This is a genomic window from Streptomyces venezuelae, assembly GCF_008642275.1.
GTDB lineage: Bacteria > Actinomycetota > Actinomycetes > Streptomycetales > Streptomycetaceae > Streptomyces > Streptomyces venezuelae_E.
This window is the reverse complement of sequence record NZ_CP029189.1, coordinates 1,316,114-1,334,161: the sequence shown is the minus strand read 5'-3', so window position 1 is coordinate 1,334,161 and position 18,048 is coordinate 1,316,114. Positions and strand designations below refer to the sequence as shown.

Annotated in this window: 15 protein-coding genes; 9 read left to right on the top strand and 6 right to left on the bottom strand. The window is 72.9% G+C overall.

Going from position 1 to position 18,048, the window contains the following annotated elements; genetic code table 11:
* The first annotated feature begins 2 nt into the window (after positions 1-2).
* The 9 genes from DEJ51_RS05290 to DEJ51_RS05250 all read left to right on the top strand — a co-directional run bounded on the left by DEJ51_RS05290 (position 3) and on the right by DEJ51_RS05250 (position 11,318).
* On the top strand, positions 3-2,408 hold the full coding sequence (locus DEJ51_RS05290; protein WP_150256537.1) for a xanthine dehydrogenase family protein molybdopterin-binding subunit: 2,406 nt from the start codon (positions 3-5) through the stop codon (positions 2,406-2,408).
* A complete protein-coding gene (locus DEJ51_RS05285; protein ID WP_150256536.1) occupies positions 2,405-3,238 on the top strand; it encodes an FAD binding domain-containing protein in 834 nt (277 codons plus the stop codon). The genes DEJ51_RS05290 and DEJ51_RS05285 overlap by 4 nt, the downstream gene beginning before the upstream one ends.
* A gap of 62 nt (positions 3,239-3,300) precedes the next feature.
* Positions 3,301-4,557, top strand: a complete 1,257-nt coding sequence (locus DEJ51_RS05280) for an MFS transporter (RefSeq protein WP_150256535.1) — start codon at positions 3,301-3,303, stop codon at positions 4,555-4,557.
* Positions 4,554-6,080 carry an ATP-binding protein gene (locus tag DEJ51_RS05275; protein WP_150256534.1) on the top strand — a complete coding sequence of 509 codons (1,527 nt, stop codon included), beginning with the start codon at positions 4,554-4,556 and terminating at the stop codon, positions 6,078-6,080. The genes DEJ51_RS05280 and DEJ51_RS05275 overlap by 4 nt, the downstream gene beginning before the upstream one ends.
* 12 nt (positions 6,081-6,092) lie before the next feature.
* Positions 6,093-6,434 carry a nuclear transport factor 2 family protein gene (locus DEJ51_RS05270; protein WP_030656331.1) on the top strand — a complete coding sequence of 114 codons (342 nt, stop codon included), beginning with the start codon at positions 6,093-6,095 and terminating at the stop codon, positions 6,432-6,434.
* A 114-nt stretch (positions 6,435-6,548) separates the two neighbouring features.
* On the top strand, positions 6,549-7,196 hold the full coding sequence (locus DEJ51_RS05265; RefSeq protein ID WP_223835678.1) for a TMEM175 family protein: 648 nt from the start codon (positions 6,549-6,551) through the stop codon (positions 7,194-7,196).
* Between the two features lie 72 nt (positions 7,197-7,268).
* The gene (locus DEJ51_RS05260) at positions 7,269-8,579 is read left to right on the top strand and encodes a transposase (RefSeq protein ID WP_150256533.1); all 1,311 of its coding nucleotides are present in this window, start codon (positions 7,269-7,271) and stop codon (positions 8,577-8,579) included.
* Complete coding sequence (locus DEJ51_RS05255) at positions 8,579-9,730, top strand: XdhC family protein (protein ID WP_150256532.1); 1,152 nt, start codon at positions 8,579-8,581, stop codon at positions 9,728-9,730. The genes DEJ51_RS05260 and DEJ51_RS05255 overlap by 1 nt, the downstream gene beginning before the upstream one ends.
* Before the next feature lie 145 nt (positions 9,731-9,875).
* The gene (locus tag DEJ51_RS05250; protein WP_223835677.1) at positions 9,876-11,318 is read left to right on the top strand and encodes a GuaB1 family IMP dehydrogenase-related protein; all 1,443 of its coding nucleotides are present in this window, start codon (positions 9,876-9,878) and stop codon (positions 11,316-11,318) included.
* Positions 11,319-11,402: 84 nt separating this feature from the next.
* Here DEJ51_RS05250 and DEJ51_RS05245 read toward each other — a convergent pair whose 3' ends face one another.
* The 6 genes from DEJ51_RS05245 to DEJ51_RS05220 all read right to left on the bottom strand — a co-directional run bounded on the left by DEJ51_RS05245 (position 11,403) and on the right by DEJ51_RS05220 (position 17,987).
* Complete coding sequence (locus DEJ51_RS05245) at positions 11,403-12,635, bottom strand: sensor histidine kinase (protein WP_150261710.1); 1,233 nt, start codon at positions 12,633-12,635, stop codon at positions 11,403-11,405.
* A 5-nt stretch (positions 12,636-12,640) separates the two neighbouring features.
* Entirely contained in the window at positions 12,641-14,371 is a 1,731-nt protein-coding gene (locus tag DEJ51_RS05240; protein ID WP_150256530.1) for a cation acetate symporter, read from the bottom strand.
* 115 nt (positions 14,372-14,486) lie between these two features.
* Positions 14,487-14,762 carry a hypothetical protein gene (locus DEJ51_RS05235; RefSeq protein WP_030769309.1) on the bottom strand — a complete coding sequence of 92 codons (276 nt, stop codon included), beginning with the start codon at positions 14,760-14,762 and terminating at the stop codon, positions 14,487-14,489.
* A gap of 199 nt (positions 14,763-14,961) precedes the next feature.
* Positions 14,962-15,801 carry a LytR/AlgR family response regulator transcription factor gene (locus tag DEJ51_RS05230; protein ID WP_150256529.1) on the bottom strand — a complete coding sequence of 280 codons (840 nt, stop codon included), beginning with the start codon at positions 15,799-15,801 and terminating at the stop codon, positions 14,962-14,964.
* A gap of 88 nt (positions 15,802-15,889) precedes the next feature.
* A complete protein-coding gene (locus DEJ51_RS05225) occupies positions 15,890-16,852 on the bottom strand; it encodes an SCO0930 family lipoprotein (RefSeq protein ID WP_150261709.1) in 963 nt (320 codons plus the stop codon).
* A 118-nt stretch (positions 16,853-16,970) separates the two neighbouring features.
* A complete protein-coding gene (locus DEJ51_RS05220; RefSeq protein WP_150261708.1) occupies positions 16,971-17,987 on the bottom strand; it encodes a GDSL-type esterase/lipase family protein in 1,017 nt (338 codons plus the stop codon).
* Positions 17,988-18,048: the final 61 nt, after the last annotated feature.

The following is an 18,048-nucleotide window of genomic DNA, read 5'->3' as shown; positions in this document are numbered from 1 at the left end:
ACATGACCGCAGTGACGGGGGAGGCCCCGGCCACGGGGAGCGGCGTCCTCGGGCAGCCGCTGGACAGCCGCGAGGATCCGCAGCTGCTGCGCGGCGAGGCCACGTACGTGGCGGACATCGACCTGCCGCGCACCGCCCACATGGCCATCCTGGGCAGCCCGGTGGCGCACGCGAAGATCCTCTCCATCGAGACCAAGGCCGCCGAGCAGCTGCCCGGTGTGCTCAAGGTGGCCACCGCCGCCGACTTCACCGACGTCATGCCGCTGCCCTGCATCTGGATCCCCGGCGGCGTCGAGAGCCACTTCCCGCCCCACCCCTACGGACTTCCCGGAGCCCGCCCGGTCCTCACCGGCGACACCGTGCGGCACGTGGGCGACCCGATCGCCGTGGTCGTCGCCGAGACCCCGCGCCAGGCCACCGCGGCACTCGCCGCCATCGCCGTCGAGTACGAGCCGCTGCCCGTGGTCACCCGAGCCGACGAGGCGCTCGCCGAGGGCGCACCCCAGCTGCACGAGGCCGTCCCGGGCAACCTGAACGCGTACTGGACCTGCGGCGACAAGGACCGCACCGACGCGGCCATCGCCGAGGCCGAGGTCACCGTCGAGCTCGACCTGGTCAACCAGCGCACCATCAACAGCCCCATCGAGCCGCGCGGCGCCGTCGGCGACTACGACGCGGCCACCGGCGAGTACACGCTCTACGCCTCCACCCAGGGCCCGCACAACCACCGCTTCCTGCTCTCGGCACTGGTCCTCGGCATCCCCTTCAACAAGCTCCGGGTGATCGCCCCGACCGTCGGCGGCAGCTTCGGCACCAAGGGCTACCTGTACCCCGACATGGCGCTGGTCCTGCTGCTGTCCAAGGCGCTGGGCCGGCCGGTGAAGTGGGTGGACACCCGCACCGGGCTGATGAACTCCACCGTCCAGGGCCGCGACCACCGCCAGCACGTCACCCTCGCCGGCACCCGCGACGGCCGGATCACCGCCGTGCGCTGCACCAGCTACGCCAACCTCGGCGCATACCCCTCCACCATCGGCCCCGGTGTCGCCACCGCGCTGATGGGCCGCTCCATCAGCGGCATGTACGACATCGGCGCCGCCTTCTGCGAGGTGTACGCCGCCTTCACCAACACGGTCTCGCTCGGCGCCCAGCGCGGCAGCGGACGCGCCGAGGCCGCCTTCCTCATGGAACGCCTCGTCGACCGGTACGCCTCCGAGATCGGCATGGACCCGGCGGCCGTCCGCCGCAAGAACCTGGTGCCGAAGGAGAAGTTCCCGTACGACAACGGACTCGGCTGGACCTACGACTCCGGGAACTACCAGCTGAACTTCGACCGGGCCATCGAGCTGTCGGGCTACGCCGACATGCCCGCCCGCAAGGCCGAAGCCCGCACCCGCGGCAAACGGCTCGGTGTCGGCCTCGCCACCTACGTCGCCATCTGCGGGGTCGGCCCCTCCACCCGGATGTCCCAGGAGGGCATGCTCGGCGGCACCTGGGAGAGCGCGAACATCCGCGTCCACCCGACCGGCGAGGTCACCGTCATCGTCGGTTCCGCCTCCACCGGCCAGAGCCACGGCACGGTCTTCGCCCAGGTCGCCGCCGACGAGCTCGGCATCGACCCGGCCACCGTCCAGGTGCTGGAGGGTGACACGCAGAAGGCCCCGTACGGGCAGGGCACCTACGGGTCCCGCTCGTACAGCATGGCCGCGCCCGCCGTCGCCCTCACCGCCCGCAAGATCAAGAGCAAGCTGATCCGGGCCGGCGCCGTCTTCCTGGGGATCCCCGAGGACAAGGTCGTCTACGAGGGCGGCGGTGTCCACGAGGAGGGCAACGAGAAGAACGCCAAGACCTTCGCCGAGCTGGCGATGTCCATGTGGTACGGCTGGGGGCTGCCCGCGGAGATCGAGCCAGCCCTGGACGAGACCACCCACTTCGACCCGCCGGACTTCAACTACCCCTTCGGAACGCACGTGGCGGTCGTCGAGATCGACGAACTGACCGGCGAGACCGAGGTGGTGTCCTACACCGCCGTCGACGACGCCGGCCACATCGGCAACCCCAAGATCGTCCTCGGCCAGATCGAGGGCAGCATCACGCACGGCCTCGGCCAGGCCCTGATGGAGGCCGCCGTCTACGACGAACAGGGCCTGCTCGTCAGCTCTGACCTGACCACCTACGCCCTGCCGCGCGCCGCCGACGTGCCGTTCTTCACGCTCGACAAGACCGTCACGCCCAGCCCGCACAACCCGCTCGGCGCCAAGGGCGCCGGCGAGATCGCCACCGTCCCGCCCGCCGCGGCCGTCGTCAACGCCGTCGTCGACGCCCTGTCCGATCTGGGCGTCCAGCACATCGACATGCCGCTCACCCCCGAAAAGGTCTGGCGCCGCCTGAGAGGGGAAGCCCAGTGATCCTCACCGAGTTCGACTACGTCCGGCCCGCCGGCCTCGACGAGGCGCTCACCCTGCTGTCCGGGACGCGCGGCGCCCGGATCCTGGCCGGGGGCCAGAGCCTGCTGCCCGACCTGCGCGCGGGAGCCGACCGGGCCGCGCTCCTGGTCGACATCCGGCGGCTGGCGGAGCTGCGCGGTGTCACCCGCACCCCCGACGGGGCACGGCTGCGGATCGGTGCCCTCACCACGCTCGCCGAGCTCGCCGCCGACCCGCTGGTGCTCGCCGGGGCCCCGGAACTGGCCGCCGCCGCCCGCGCCAACGGCGACCCCCAGGTACGCAACCTCGGCACCGTCGGCGGCAACCTCGCCGCGACCGGGCGCGCCACCGACCTGCCGGTCGCCGCCATGGCCGCCGACGCCGTGGCCGAACTGGCCGGCCCGGGCGGGCGGTCCACCGTACCGGCCGAGGAACTCGCCGCCGGGCCCCCGCCCGCCGGCTCGGTCCTCACCGCGCTGCTGGTGCCCGCCGCCGGACCGGCCGCCGCCTTCGAGAAGACCGCCGACCGCGCCACCCGCTACCCGGTGTGCGCCACCGCCGTACGGATCACCCCGGACGGGCCGCGCATCGCCGTCACCGGAGCCACCTCCCGGCCCGTGCGGCTGCGCGGGGTCGAGGACCGGCTGCGCGGGGGCCCGTACCGCACCGAGGCCGTGCTCGCGGCCTTCCGTGCCGAACCCAGGGAGCTCTTCGTCCCCGGGCGCGGCACCTCCGCCGAGTACCTCGGTCATCTCGTCGGGGTGCTCACCGCCCGAGCCCTGCAGAGGGCCGAGCAGGCTCGCGACCGATAGCCCGGGACGGGCACACCACGGGGCCCGGCACGGGCCCCATCACGGGGGAGTTGAGTGACGCAGTGGCCGACACATCCGAGACGACCGCGGGGGTAACCGTGCACCCAGCCGCCCACGCGGCCAGGGCGCCCAGAGGCTCCGGCTTCTGGGTGGTGGGAGCGGTCCTCGTCCTGCTGATGCTCTCCTCCTCCGTGCCCTCCGCCCTCTACGTGCTCTACCAGCAGCGGTGGGGGCTCTCCTCCGGCACCATCACGGTGGTCTTCGCCCTGTACGCGGTCACCGTGCTCGCCGGGCTCCTGCTGTTCGGCTCCCTCTCCGACACCCTGGGCAGGCGCCCGGTCCTGGGCGCCGCACTGGTCCTGGCCATCGTCTCGATGGCCCTGTTCGCCGGGGCCCAGGGGCTCGGGCTGCTGCTGGCCGCCCGCGCCGTGCAGGGTCTCGCCGTGGGCCTGGCCACCGGGGCGATGGGCGCGGCCCTGCTGGAACTCAGCCCCGCCTCCCGGCCCGCGCTCGGCGCCCAGGTCAACAGCGCCGGACCGACCGTGGGCATCGGGCTCGGCGGGATCGGGGCCGGACTCCTCGTCCAGTTCGCGCCCGCGCCCACCGTGCTGAGCTACCTGCTGCTGGTCGGGGCCTTCGCCGTGACCCTGGTGGGGGTGATCCGGATGCGGGAGAGCGCACCGGGCGCGGGCGGCCGCTTCCGGGTGGTCCCGCACAGGATCCGCGTTCCGGCGGACGCCCGCGGCCGCTTCGGCGTCCTCGTCCTGACCATCGTCGCGGTCTGGTCGGTGGGAGGCTTCTACCTCTCCCTCGGGCCGCACCTGGCCCTGTCCCTGCTGGAGTCGACCAACTACCTGGTCGGCGGCGCCACGGTCGCCCTGCTCGCGGGCGCCGCCACCGCCGCCCAGCTGATGCTCGGACGCACCGGGGCGCTGCGCACCGCCGTGCTCGGTCTGTTCGGGCTCCTCGCGGGGCTCGGCCTGGTGCTGGTCGCGCTGGGGATCCGCTCGGCGGCCGTGTTCCTCGTGGCCACGGCCGTCCTCGGCAGCGGCTGGGGCGCCGCGTTCCTCGGTTCGTTCCGCGCGCTGAGTACGCTCGCGCAGCCGGCGCACCGCGGTGAACTGACCGCCGCCGTGTACGTGTTCGCGTACCTCGCGATGAGCGTGCCGGCGGTCCTCGCCGGGATGCTCACCAACGTCCACGGGCTGCACCGCACCTCGGTCGGCTTCATGGCAGCCGTGGCCGGCGTGTGCGCGCTGGCCCTGCTGGCCACCCTGCGACTGGCCGCCCGTACCCGGGCCGAGGGGAGTACGGCGTGAACGCGGCGGACATGAAGGACCAGGAACTGCGGTCGGCCCTGCGCGAGCTGGAGATCTTCGCCGGGATCACCGAGGAGCAGCTGGACTGGCTGGTCTCGGTGTCCGAGCCCCGCGTCCTCGCCGACGGCGACGTCCTCTTCCGGGACGGCGAGGAGGCCACCGGCTTCCACGTCCTGCTCTCCGGCGGGCTGGTCGTCACCAAGGTCGTCGACGGCCGGGAGGAGGTGCTCACCCGGCACTCCACCGAGGAGGAGAGCGCCGCCGCCGAGGACCACGACGGCAAGCCGTCCGCCGCCCACCGGTTCACCGGCGAGCTGCCCCTGCTGACCGACGGGTCCTACGTGGCCACCGCGGCCGCCAGCGGCCCGGCCACCACGGTGGTGGCCTATCCGAAGCCGGTCTTCTTCGAGATGCTGACCCGCTGCCACGGGGTGGCCGCCGTACTGATCCCCGTACTGGCCTGGCGCATCAAGTCCTCCGAGGTGCAGGCCCGCAAACGGGCCACCGTGGAGGCGCTCGGCACCCTGGCCGCCGGACTCGCCCACGAGCTGAACAACCCGGCGGCCGCCGTGGCCCGGGCCGCGCAGGAACTGGCCCCGGCCCTGGACCGGCTCACCCGTACCGCCCAGGCCTGGGGGGCGGCCGCCTCGGGCGCGGAGCGCTCGCTCCTGGACCGGCTCGCCGACGAGCTGGACAAGCTGCCGCCACCGGCGACCACCGACCCGTTCGCCCAGGCCGACGCCGAGGAGGAGATCACCGACTGGGCCGAGGAGGCGGGCAGCGAACGGCCCGGCCTGCTCGGATCCGGGGTCGCGGACCTCGGGCTGGAGCTGGGCTGGCTGCGGGAGCGGCTGGAGGGCGTGGCGGAGCCGGCCCTGGTCCCGGCCCTGGACCACCTGGCGGCGCTGCTGGAGATCCGCTCGCTCGCGGCGGAGCTCCGGGCCGCGGGTCCGAGGATCTCCCAGCTCGTCTCCGCCACCCGGGATTACGCCAACCTCGACCGGGCGCCCGAACAGCGCTTCCCGGTGACGGACGGACTGGAGAACACGCTGGTCGTCCTGCGTGCCAAGCTCGCGGGCATCAGCATCGTGCGTGAGTACGAGTCCGGCCTGCCCGAACTGACGGGCTATCCGAGCGAGTTGAACCAGGTGTGGACCAACCTGGTCGACAACGCCGCCGAGGCCATGGAGGGTTCCGGGGTGCTGACCCTGCGGGCCCGCGCCGAAGGCGTCTGCATGGTCGTCGAGATCGCCGACACCGGCCGCGGCATCCCCGCCGCATCCCTGCCGCGGATCTTCGAACCCTTCTACACCACCAAGGACGTGGGCAAGGGCACGGGCCTGGGGCTGCACCTCAGCTACCGCATCGTGACCCAGCGCCATCACGGGTCGATCACCGCCCGCTCGCGTCCCGGTGAGACCCGGATGGTCGTCCGGCTGCCGTTCGCCGGCAGCGCCCAGTCCTGCGCCTCACCTGCGGCAACACCCGAAACGGCACCCATCGTGGGCACCTCTCCCAGTTGAAACGGAGTCGACATGGCCAAGTACGACATCTCCAAGCTGCACCCGGTGTTCGTCCGTCAGATGGAGGCGCTGGCCGCCCTCGACATCGAGGCGGTGATGAAGAACTACACCGACGACGCCGTGCTGCTGCGGTTCGAGGGGGTCTCGGTCGGGATCGAAGCGGTTCGCGAGACGTTCACCGGCTATCTCACGGTGAAGCCCACGCTCGTGGAACTCCAGGAGTACATCGAGACCGAAGACACCATCTTCTACCGGGCGATCATGAACCTGAACGGTGAACCGGAGCACGCGTTCGGGACGCTCGTCGTCCGCGATGGCCGAATCTGGCGCCAGACAGCCGGATTCGGCGGCTGACGGCCGAAATCTGGGTAGCGTGTGCGGGGAGGGCGCCGCAGCGCCCTCCCCGTATGTGTGGCATAGCGCGTACGCGCGGGCTGCATATATGCAGGAGACGGCAAAGGGGAGGCAATGGAAAACGAAACCGGTCGGATCGAGGCGTTCAGTGACGGCGTTTTCGCCATCATCATCACGATCCTCGTTCTGGAATTGAAGGTTCCGGAAGAAACCGGCTCGGACTTCTGGCACGGAGTCGCAGAACAATGGCCCCATTACGCCGCCTACGTCGTGAGTTTCCTCATCATCGGCGTGATGTGGGTGAACCACCACACCATCTTCAGTCACCTCAAAAGGGTCGACCGCCCCCTGTTGTTCCTGAATCTCCTGGTACTCATGGTGGTGTCGGTGATTCCGTACACCACCAACGTCCTCGCCGAGCACCTCACCGAGGGCGGCGGCTCCGCCAGTCCGGCCGCCGTCCTCTACAGCGCCGTCACGGTGGCCTACGCCTTGGCGTTCCTGGCCTTCTGGTGGTACGTCACCCGGGTCGGCCACCTCTTCCACGAGCAGGTGGACAAGGAGGGCGCACGCGCCACACGGGTGCGCTTCGGTCTCGGGGCCATCGCGTACCCCCTCACCGTCCTGCTGGCCTTCTACTCCGCACCGCTCACACTTGTCGCCCACTTCCTGATCGCGATCTACTATGCGGCGAACCAGATCCCCATCCCCCTCGTGGTAGAGGAAGAGCGGCTCGAAACTGCCAGCGACCTCAGGAAGTAGCCGCCGGGGCCTACGGCCGTTCTACACGGTCAAGTAGGGTATTGGATCTAGCTGGTCGCGGGGGAGGCCCAGATGGCTCGCGTAGTTCTGCCGGAGGATTCCACGACGGAAATCTCCGAATTGATCGACGTCCTGATCTCTCTTCTCTTCGAATCATTACCCCGGCGGGACCAGCGAAACTGGGCCCGCGTTTATCTGAACGGCCTGGTGCGGACCACCGGAAAGAAAACAATTCGTAACATCGCCGGAACAGGGGCCAGTTCCGTCGAGCAGAGCCTCCAGCAGTTCATCAGCAAGTCCCCCTGGGACTGGACACCGGTCCGCCGCTCCCTGGCCCAGCACCTCGAACGCACCGCACAGCGCCCCCTGGCCTGGGTGCTCCAGCCCATGGTCATAGAGAAGGCGGGGGACCGCTCCGTCGGCGTCGGCCGGCAGTTCGTCCCCCAGCTCGGCCGCACCGCCAACTGCCAGCAGGCGAGCGGGATCTGGCTCGCCTCCAGCGAGGCCAGCTTCCCGGTCGAATGGACCCTCACCCTCCCCGGGCCCTGGACCAGCGAACTCCTGCGCCGCCGCCGGGCCGGCATCCCGGACACGGCCCGCTCCCTCACCCCCGCCCAGGACGCCGTACACGCCGTCCAGCGGATGGCCGCCAGCTGGCAACTCCAGCGCCGGCCCGTGGTGATGGAGGTCGCCAACTGCGATCTCCCCCAGAGCATCGAGTCCTTCACCCTCCAGGACATCCCCTTCGTCTTCAAGGTCGACGGCTCGCTCCCCGTGTCCTTCGGTGGCGCCGGCCGGTACAAACCCGGGCCGCACACCGCCCCCGCCCGTGAACTCATCGACTCCCTGCGCTCCCAGCGCCGCGTCGTCGAATGGACCCGGCACGGCCGCGCCGAAGGCGCCGTGACCCTGCTGACCTCGGCCTCGATCTTCGCCACCCCCTGCGAGGACCGCCCCGTGCCCGCGCCGCCCACCCCGCTGCTGCTGGTCGGAGCCTGGACCGAGACCGCCCTGCTGCCCTCAGAGTTCTGGATCACCAACATCGGCGACCGGCCGCTCGCCCAGCTGTTCCTGCTCGCGAAACTCACCGACCGCGTCTCCCTCGACTTCGCCGAGACCTGCGAACCCGTGGGCATCCGGGACTTCGAGGGCCGCTCCTTCCGGGGCTGGCACCACCACGCCACCCTCGCCAGCGTGGCCCACGCCGCACGACTGCTCGGCGCCCGCCCGCCGATCCCCGACGGATACCCCGGACCCACCCGGTCGGCCGCCGCGACGGCCGCACCGCACGCACCCGCGCCAGCCCGGCCGGCGACCCCGGCCGTCCGGCCGCCGCGCCCGCACCTGCCCGGACAGACCCCGCGCCGCGAGTACATCCGCTGATGCTCGACATAGCCGACGAGCTACGCGCGTGGTGCGCCGCGCAGCGGGAGTTCGCCCTCGCCACCGTCGTCGCCGTCAGTGGGAGCGCTCCCCGCGGCCCCGGCGCCTCCCTCGCCGTCGACGACGAGGGCACCGCGCTCGGCTCCATCTCCGGAGGCTGCGTGGAGTCCGCCGTGCACGAGCTGTGCCTGGACGCCCTCGCCTCCGGCGAAGGCGGCGTGCACCGCTTCGGCTACAGCGACGACGACGCCTTCGCCGTGGGCCTGACCTGCGGCGGAGTCCTCGACATCCTCGTCACCCCGGTGCGCGGCCTCGATCCGGTCCGGCCCGTGCTCGGCTCGGTGCTCGACGCCGCCGCCGGGGGCACCCGGGCCGCACTCGCCCGGGTGGTCTCCGGACCGCCGCCGCAGCTGGGCCGCGCGCTCGCCGTCCACGCCGACGGCTCCTACGAGGGCGGGCTCGCCGGCGGCTCCGACCTGGACCGGGCCGCCGCCCGGCAGGTACGGGCGCTGCTGCTGGCCGGTCGCACCGGCACCGCCGAGCTCGGCACGGCCGGCGGGCTCTGCGGGCAGCCCCTGACCCTCCTCGTCGAATCGGCCGCCGAGCCGCCCCGGCTGCTCGTCTACGGCGCCATCGACTTCGCCGCCGCCCTCGCCCGGATCGGCGCCTTCCTCGGCCACCGGGTCACCGTGTGTGACGCCCGGCCCGTCTTCGCGACCCCGGCGCGCTTCCCCGGCGCCGACGAGGTCGTCGTCGACTGGCCGCACCGGCACCTGGCCGCCGAATGGGACGCGGGCCGCCTGGACTCCCGTACCGCGGTCTGCGTCCTCACCCACGACGCCAAATTCGACGTACCCCTGCTCGAACTGGCCCTGCGGCTGCCCCTGGGATACGTGGGGGCCATGGGGTCACGGCGCACGCACGCCGAACGCGAGAGACGGTTGCGGGCCGAGGGCGTCACCGACACCGCCCTGGCCCGCCTGCGCTCACCCATCGGACTCGACCTCGGCGGCGCCACCCCGGAGGAGACCGCCCTGGCCATAGCGGCCGAGTTCACGGCCGTCCGGCACGGCGGATCGGTGCTCCCGCTGGCCCGGCGGCACGGCCCCGTGCACCGCCGGACCCGGCCCGCCGGGACCAAGGTCCCGTAGGAAAGAACCACCCGGCCGGGTCCGTACTGGACGATCAGCCCGGGCGGCGTGAACGCCAGGTCGTGGGAGAATGAAGTACGTGCGTTTCCTCGGCTGTCCTGCCGGGGCGTAGACGGATCCTTCGATCGACTGGGATGTTCAGCACGTGCGTTTCCTCAATGACCTGAAGCCGCCGTACGACCTGACGTACGACGATGTGTTCATGGTGCCGAGCCGCTCCGCGGTCGGTTCCCGTCAGGGTGTCGACCTGTCCTCGCCCGACGGAACCGGCACCACCATTCCCCTGGTCGTGGCCAACATGACCGCCATCGCGGGCCGCCGGATGGCCGAGACGGTCGCCCGCCGCGGTGGCATCGTCGTCATCCCGCAGGACATCCCGATCGAGGTCGTCACCGACGTCATCTCCTGGGTGAAGACCCGCCACCACGTGCTCGACACCCCGATCACGCTGGCGCCCACCCAGACCGTCGCCGACGCCCTGTCCCTGCTGCCCAAGCGCGCCCACGGCGCCGGAGTCGTCGTCGACGCCGAGGGCCGCCCGGTCGGCGTCGTCACCGAGCACGACCTGACCGGTGTCGACCGCTTCACCCAGCTCTCCGAGGTCATGTCGAAGGAGCTGCTGCTCATCGACGCCGACATCGACCCCCGCGAGGCCTTCAACCAGCTCGACGCCGGCCACCGCAAGCTGGCCCCGGCCGTCGACGAGGACGGCAGGCTCGTCGGCATCCTCACCCGCAAGGGCGCACTGCGCGCGACGCTCTACACCCCGGCCACCGACGCGAACGGCAAGCTGCGCATCGCGGCCGCCGTCGGCATCAACGGCGACTTCGTGGCCAAGGCCAAGCAGCTGCTCGACGCGGGCGTGGACACGCTCGTCATCGACACGGCGCACGGCCACCAGGAGTCGATGATCAACGCGATCAAGGCCATCCGGGCCCTGGACCCGCAGGTCCCGATCGTGGCGGGCAACATCGTCGCCGCCGAGGGCGTCAAGGACCTCATCGACGCCGGCGCGGACATCATCAAGGTCGGTGTGGGCCCCGGCGCCATGTGCACCACCCGCATGATGACCGGCGTGGGCCGCCCGCAGTTCTCCGCGGTGCTGGAGTGCGCCGCCGAGGCGAAGAAGTACGGCAAGCACGTGTGGGCCGACGGCGGCGTCCGTCACCCGCGTGACGTCGCGATGGCGCTGGCCGCCGGCGCGTCCAACGTCATGATCGGCTCCTGGTTCGCCGGTACGTACGAGTCCCCGGGCGACCTCCAGCAGTCCGCCGACGGCCGCCTCTACAAGGAGTCCTTCGGCATGGCCTCCGCCCGCGCGGTGCAGAACCGCACGAGCGAGGAGTCGGCCTACGACCGCGCCCGCAAGGGTCTGTTCGAGGAGGGCATCTCCACCTCGCGCATGTTCCTCGACCCGGCCCGCCCGGGCGTCGAGGACCTGATCGATTCGATCATCGCGGGCGTCCGCTCCTCCTGCACCTACGCCGGTGCCGGCTCCCTCGCCGAGTTCGAGGAGAAGGCCGTGGTCGGCATCCAGTCCGCGGCCGGTTACGCCGAGGGCAAGCCGCTGCACGCCAGCTGGAGCTAGTCACTTCCCTCCCGTGGCCCCGGACCGTCCCCCGCAGGACGGCCCGGGGCCACGGGCGTCCACGGTCCACGGGCCGACGGTTCCTCAACACCGCGGAGGCGGCTGCCGCGACGGCGAACTGTGCACCCCCACCCGGTACTTGGGGATGCGCAGGGTGACCTTCATGCCGGCCCCGACCCCCGTCTCCATCACCGGACCGTACTCGTCGCCGTACACCTGACGGATCCGCTCGTCGACATTGGGCAGACCGATCCCGGAAGAGCCACCGTGCTCCCCGGCCAGGATCCGGCGCAGCAGCGCCGGATCCATCCCGACCCCGTTGTCCTCCACCGTGATCACCGCCTCCGCCCCCGCGTCCCGCGCCGTGATCGCGATCCGGCACTCCTCGGTGGAGTCCTCCAGCCCGTGCTTCACGGCGTTCTCCACCAGCGGCTGCAGACACAGGAACGGCAGCGCCACCGGCAGCACCTCCGGCGCCACCTGCAGGGTCACCTTCAGCCGGTCGCCGAACCGGGCTCCGGCCAGCGCCAGATACTGCTGCACGGAACGCAACTCGTCGGCCAGCGTGGTGAAGTCACCGTGCCGCCGGAACGAGTACCGGGTGAAGTCCGCGAACTCCAGCAACAGCTCCCGGGCCCGCTCCGGATCCGTCCGGACGAACGAGGCGATCGCGGCCAGCGAGTTGAAGATGAAATGCGGGGAGATCTGCGCCCGCAGCGCCTTGATCTCCGCCTCCATCAGCCGGGTCCGCGACCGGTCCAGCTCGGACAGCTCCAGCTGTACGGACACCCACCGGGCGACCTCCGTCGCCGCCCGCACCAGCACCGCCGACTCCCGCGAACCGTACGCCACCAGCGCGCCCAGCACCCCGTCCTCACCGGTCAGCGGGGCCACCACCGCCCACTTCAGCGGACAGTCCGGCCGCTGGCACTCCGTCCGCACGCTCTGGCTGCGCCCCGACGCCAGCATCACCGCCACCCGGGCCATCGCCCGGCGCTGATGGTGATCGGCGCCCGGCCCGTCCCACGCCAGCACCGCCTCCCGGTCGGTCAGGCACAGCGCCTCCGTGCCCAGCAGCGACCGCAGCCGCCGGGCCGCCTTGCGCGCGGCGTCCTCGGTCAGCCCGGCGCGCAGCGGGGGAGCGGCCAGCGAAGCCGTGTGCAGGGTGTGGAAGGTGGCCCGCTCCACCGGGGTCCCCAGGTCCAGGCCCGCCGCCCGCTCCCCACGGCGGGCGTGCCACCGGCCCGCAGCCCACCCCGCGCCCAGCAGCAGCACCGCACCCGCCAGCGCCAGCGAAGCCAGGACCACCGGCGCCACCCCACTCACCGCGGACCCCCCGCCCGCTCCCCGGCCACGACCTCCGGCAGGTGCAGCCGGGCCAGGGTGGCCGCGGTGCCCGCCGGGATCCGCGACCGGGTGGCCAGCGACACCCCCACCATCGTCAGGAACCCGAGCGGCACCGACCACGCCGCCGGCCACGCCAGCAGCGTGTGCGTCCAGCCCGGCGGCGCCAGATCGGCCCGGGTCGCCAGCACCGCGCCCAGCGCCGCCCCGCCGCCCGTGACCAGCCCGGCCACCGCACCCGGCGGCGTCAGCCCGCGCCACCAGATGCCCAGCACCAGCAGCGGACAGAACGAGGACGCCGACACGGCGAAGGCCAGGCCCACCGCGTCCGCCACCGGAACCTGCGTCGCCGCCACGCTCCCGGCCAGCGGCACCAGGATCGCCACGACCGCCGCCGAGCGGAAACTGCGCACCCCGCGGGCCGGCAGCACGTCCTGGTGCAGCACCCCCGCCACCGCCATGGTCAGCCCCGACGCCGTCGACAGGAACGCCGCGAAGGCACCCCCGGCCAGCAGCGCACCCAGCAGCTCGCCGAGCACCCCGCCGAGCATCCGCCCGGGCAGAACCAGCACCGCCGCGTCCGCGTCACCGGTCAGGGCGAGCTCGGGCGTGTAGATCCGGCCCAGGGCCCCGTACACCGGCGGCAGCAGGTAGAAGACGCCGACCAGCGCGAGCACGACCAGCGTGGTGCGCCGCGCGGTCCGCCCGTCGGGACTGGTGTAGAACCGCACCGCGACGTGCGGCAGGCCCATCGTGCCGAGGAAGGTCGCCAGGATCAGCCCGTAGGTGGCGTACAGCCGGTACGCGCGCAGCCCGTCGGAGGTCGGCACCGCCCAGGTGGACACCCCGGGCCGCGTCTCGGCCAGGGTGTCCGGAACGGGCGTGTCCGGGGCGAACTCCAGCCGCGCGTGCGCCCGTACGGAATGCTCGCCGGCGGCCAGGGTCAGCGGCACCGACACGTAGCCGTGCCCGTCCACCTGCCCGGTCACCGTCACCGTCAGGGGCTTCGCCACCGACAGCCGCACGTCCTGCGCGACCGTCACCGCGGTGTGCTCCCGGAAGACGGCCGGTGCGTCGAAGGTGGCCCGCGGCGAGCCGTCCCCGGCCCAGGCGGCGATCAGGAAGAAGGCCGGCACCAGCAGAGCGGTGAGCTTCAGCCAGTACTGGAAGGCCTGGACGAAGGTGACCGAACGCATCCCGCCGCAGCCCACCGCCACCGTCACCACGAACGCGACGACCAGCCCGCCGACCCAGTACGGCGCCCCGGTCAGGATCTCCAGCGTCAGCCCCGCCCCCTGCAACTGCGGCAGCAGGTAGAGCCAGCCGACCCCGACCACGAACAGCACCGCGATCCGGCGCACCACCGGCGACTCCAGCCGCGCCTCCGCGAAATCGGGCAGCGTGTACGCGCCCGAGCGGCGCAGCGGGGCCGCCACCAGCACGAGCAGCACCACGTACCCGGCGGTGTAGCCCACCGGATACCAGAGCATCTCGGGCCCCTGGAGCAGCACCAGCCCCGCGACTCCGAGGAAGGACGCGGCGGACAGGTACTCGCCGCTGATGGCCGCCGCGTTCAGCCGGGGCCCCACCGTGCGCGAGGCGACGTAGAAGTCGGAGGTGGTCCGGGACATCCGCAGGCCCAGCGCGCCGACCAGAACCGTCACCAGGACGACGACGGCGACCGCGGTCAGCGCGTACGTCTGGTTCACCGGGCGGTCCTTCGGCTGGAGGGGGTGTCCGGAGTCTACGCACGCCCCCGACCGGGCGACAGGCTCGATTCGGACCCACCGGAGCCGTCGGATCCGCCCGGCCGGACAGCCCCCGTCAGAGGGCCGGGTCGCGGTGTTCCGCGCAGTCGCGCAGGGCGATCTCCAGCTCCACGTACGACTCCTCCGCACGCCGGAACGCCAGGGTCAGGGCCGCCTCCGCGCGCGGCGGCACCTGTTCACGGACCCCCTCGCGGGCCTCGTACAGGATGTCGGCCCAGCGGGCCGCCGCACTGCGCAGCCGGGCCAGCAGCACCTCGGCTTCGGCGGGCCCTGCGGGCCGGGCCCGGGGCAGCCCGCTCAGGGCGTCGACCAGCGCCTGGATCTCGGACATCTCGCTCCTCCCGCGCCGGAAGATCCACGATACGAGAGGGGCGGCGGCGCCGAGGGCCGATCGACGGGCGGTGCGGCCGACGGTTCCGGCGGATCGCCGTACGTCCCTCCCCGCGCGACGAACGGCGCACCCGAGCGCCGGACGGTCGGGCGCGGACGGACCGACGGCGGTGGCGGGGACGGCCGGGGCGCGGCCGGTTTCAGCCGGTCGCCTGCCGCATCAGCAGATCCCGCAGCTCCCGCGCGTGCCTGCGGCTCACCTGGAGCTCGGCCGCGCCCACCCGGACACTGGTGGTCCCGGCCTCCAGCCGCAGCTCGTCGATCCGCGCCAGGGCCACCAGATGACGGCGGTGGATCCGTACGAACCCGCGCGCCGCCCAGCGCTCCTCCAGCGTGGACACGGGGATCCGGACGAGGTGGCTGCCCTCGTCGGTGTGCAGGCGGGCGTAGTCTCCGTGCGCCTCGACGTAGGAGATGTCCGCGATCGCCACGAAGCGGGTGACCCCGCCCAGTTCGACGGCGATCTGGTCCGGTCCGCGGTCGGCGACGGTGACCTCGGCGAGCGGGTGGCGCGGCGCCGTCACGGCCCGTGCGCCCGCCACGGGGGCCGCTGCGGCCGGCCCGGCGGCCACCGGGCCCTCCTCGGACCGGCTCAGCTGCTCGCAGGCCCGCCGGACGGCCTCGGCCAGCCGCTCGGGGCGCACGGGCTTGAGTATGTAGTCCACGGCCTTCAGGTCGAAGGCCTGTACGGCGAAACCCTCGTGGGCGGTGACGAACACGATCAGCGGCGGCCGCGCGAACCCGGCCAGCAGGCGTGCGACGTCCAGCCCGGTCAGCCCGGCCATGTGGATGTCCAGGAACACCACGTCGATGCCGTCGGCCCCGTCGGGGCCGGACTCCAGCGCCCGGGTGACCCGGCGCAGGGCCTCGGTGGCGTCCGAGGCGCCTTCCGCGCGGCGTACCCGGGGGTCCGAGCGCAGCAGGTAGAGGAGTTCCTCCAGGAGCGGCTTCTCGTCGTCGACGGCCAGAACGCGCAGCATGCGCCCGAGTCTAAGGGGCGCGGCCCCCGCCCAGGGGGGATGTGGGCGAGGGCCGCGCGAACGGGGGTGGGGGGAGGGACGGCAGGGGCTACTGGACGGTGATGAGCTTGCCGTCGGGGGACACGGCGTACCAAGTGCCGCCCACGCCCTGGCCGTTGACGTCTCCGGGCTTCTTGTCGCCGGTGAAGGTGTACACGGGCCAGCAGTCGACGCTCTGCTGCTTCTGGCCGTCCGGGCGGTTGAGCACCGTGTAGTTCTTCTCGACGATCCCCTTGCCCTCGGCCTTCTCCACCGGCGCGACGACCGGCCACTTGGCCACGCAGTCGCCCACGCACTTGGAGGTCATCGGCCACTGGGTGTCCGGCTTGAACCGGTAGACGGTCATGCCCTTGCCGTCGACGATGTGCTCGCCCAGCTTGGGGTCCTTGGCCACCGACAGCTTCCCGTCGGCCTGGGCGGCGCCACCGGCCGGGGCCTCGCCCTCAGCCGGAGCGGCGGGCGCCGCCGCCGCCCCCTTGGCGGCCTTCTTGCCGTCCGGCCCGAAGGCGAACCAGACCCCGCCGACGCCCTGGCCGTTGACGTCGCCCGGCTTGGCGTCCTTGGCGTACCGGTACGCGGGCCAGCCGGCCACCGTCAGCTGCTTGCTGCCGTCGGTGCGCACGACCTCGCCCAGCAGCGCCGGGTCCATGCCGGACGCGGCGGTGACATCGCCCGCGGCGACCGCCGGCCAGGTCTTCGCGCAGTCGCCGTCGCAGTTCGACTTCGGCGGCTTGGCGGTGTCCTTGTCGAAGCGGTAGAGGGTGAGCCCGGCGCTGTCGGTGAGGACCGAACCCAGCTGGTCGTTGGGGGCGGCGGCCAGCTGTCCGGCGGGCCCCGTGCCCGGGGCGCCGTCGGCGGCGGCCGGGGCCTGCCCGTAGTCCTGGGCAGCGGCGGCGGCCCCCACCGGCTTGGTCGTGTCCGCGGCCTTGTCGTCCGTGGGGCCGCAGGCCGTTGCCGCGAGGACGACGACGATCGCGGCCGAGGCCAGGGTGGTTCCGCGCTTGATGCCCATCTTGATCTCTCCCACGTGTGGTGTGCTTCGTGTCCGCCACCGTGATGGCGTCAACTCTGCCCAGGACACGCCGCGGTGGGCGCGATCTGTTCACCCGCTCCGGTGTGGGCTGTTTCACTCAGCCGGGTCCGAACCCCGCGCGCCGCAGAGCCGTGGCCACAGCGAGGCCCAGTACCTGATGTCCGCTGTCGTTGGGGTGCAGCCCGTCCGCCAGGTGTTCGGGACCGAGCAGGTCGCGGCCCGGGAGCACGGACAGCCGGTCGTCCCCCGCGGCGATCCGGTCCCGGGCGGCGCGCTCCATGGCGTCCCGCAGGGCGCCGAGGGTGGCGCCGAGTCGGTTGGGAGTGCGCTCGGCGTCGGGCCGCAGGACGGGGGAGACCAGCAGGATCGGGGTCCGCGGGTGGCCCTGGCGGACGAGTTCGAGGAACGCCCGCGTGGTCTCGTACAGCAGGGGAGCCGAAAAGGGCACCCGGGACCAGCAGTTGGTGCCGAAGGCGAGCGTGAGGACGTCGGCGGGCAGGCCCGCCAGCTGTTCGGCGGTGGCCAGCTCACCGCGTGCGGCCCCCGCGTAGCCGAGGTTGACGGTGTCCCAGCCGAGCGCCCGCCCGGTGACGGCGGGCCAGCCGTGCGCGGGGCGGGTGGACCACCAGCCCTCGGTGATGGAGTCGCCGTGCACCACCCAGCGCGGGGCGGGCGGAGCCGGGGCGAGCGGGCCGCCGATCCCGCGCAGTCCGAGGATCAGGGGGGACTGGGTCTCGGGCGGGTGGATGGTGAACGGGCCGGTGCCGCCGCCCAGGCCGATGCGTACGACGGCCTCCGCGGCCGGGTCGGTGAACACCTCGGTGACGATCCCGTGCCGGTCCCAGAGCGCGAAGCCGTGCGCGAGGTCGCGCAGCGCGTCGGTGGGGCCGGGCACGGTCGCCCGGTAGCGGACCTCCACCGCCCGCGCGCTCTCGGTGGTGAACTCCAGCCGGACGCCGATGGGCAGGGTGGAGCGCTCACCGGTGTCCCAGGGCAGCCGCATGGTGTCGGCCGGGTCGGCGCGCACCGGCCGTCCCCGGTCCAGCCAGGCGACGCCGCGCAGGAAGGGGAGCGCGTCCTGCCAGGGACACGGCTCGTCGGGGTGGCGCCGCAGCCCGGCCGACCACGCCGGTCCGGCGGGCTCGCCGGGCAGTCCTGGCCCTTCCAGCCCCTCG